Below are 430 nucleotides of genomic sequence, written 5' to 3'. Positions count from 1 at the left end.
CGGCTTATTCGTAAACGTCACGGACATCAGGGGCAGATCGGCATTTATCGGTGTCAGTTTTGTGGAAATTATCATGTCGGACATATGCCAGGAAAGAACGGCATTGGATCAGGATACAGGGGGAGCCTGTGAGCGAAGAAGATTTTATTGATGACGTTGAGATCGGCGCTGGCGCTTCGGTGATCACAGACGATGGCCGGGACTGGACTGCATGGCTTGTCTGGAATATGAACAGTCGTCGGCGTATCAGCGAACGCCTGTTTGTATTGCCTCCCGCCAGGCCGATAGTGAGTAAGCCAGTCGTGAGGCCAACTGTGAATGTGCGTCGCCGGAAAAGAAAAGCGAATGCGGGGTAAGTATGCAGACAATTATTCAGATTGAACCAAACGACTGGGTTACTGAGGATCTGCTGATTGCCATAACAGGCATG

Annotated in this window: 2 protein-coding genes; both read left to right on the top strand. The window is 50.9% G+C overall.

Annotated elements, in window-relative coordinates:
- Positions 1 to 128: 128 nt before the first annotated feature.
- The gene (locus tag GTGU_RS23670; RefSeq protein WP_038163888.1) at positions 129 to 356 is read left to right on the top strand and encodes a hypothetical protein; all 228 of its coding nucleotides are present in this window, start codon (positions 129 to 131) and stop codon (positions 354 to 356) included.
- 2 nt (positions 357 to 358) lie between these two features.
- Positions 359 to 430: excisionase family protein (xisR, locus tag GTGU_RS27145; protein ID WP_169741202.1), on the top strand; the 72-nt coding region annotated here is incomplete at its 3' end.

The sequence above is a fragment of the Trabulsiella guamensis ATCC 49490 genome, from assembly GCF_000734965.1.
Taxonomy (GTDB): Bacteria; Pseudomonadota; Gammaproteobacteria; order Enterobacterales; family Enterobacteriaceae; genus Trabulsiella; species Trabulsiella guamensis.
The sequence above is the reverse complement of the archived record's forward strand: the minus strand, read 5'-3'. Positions and strand labels throughout refer to the sequence as shown.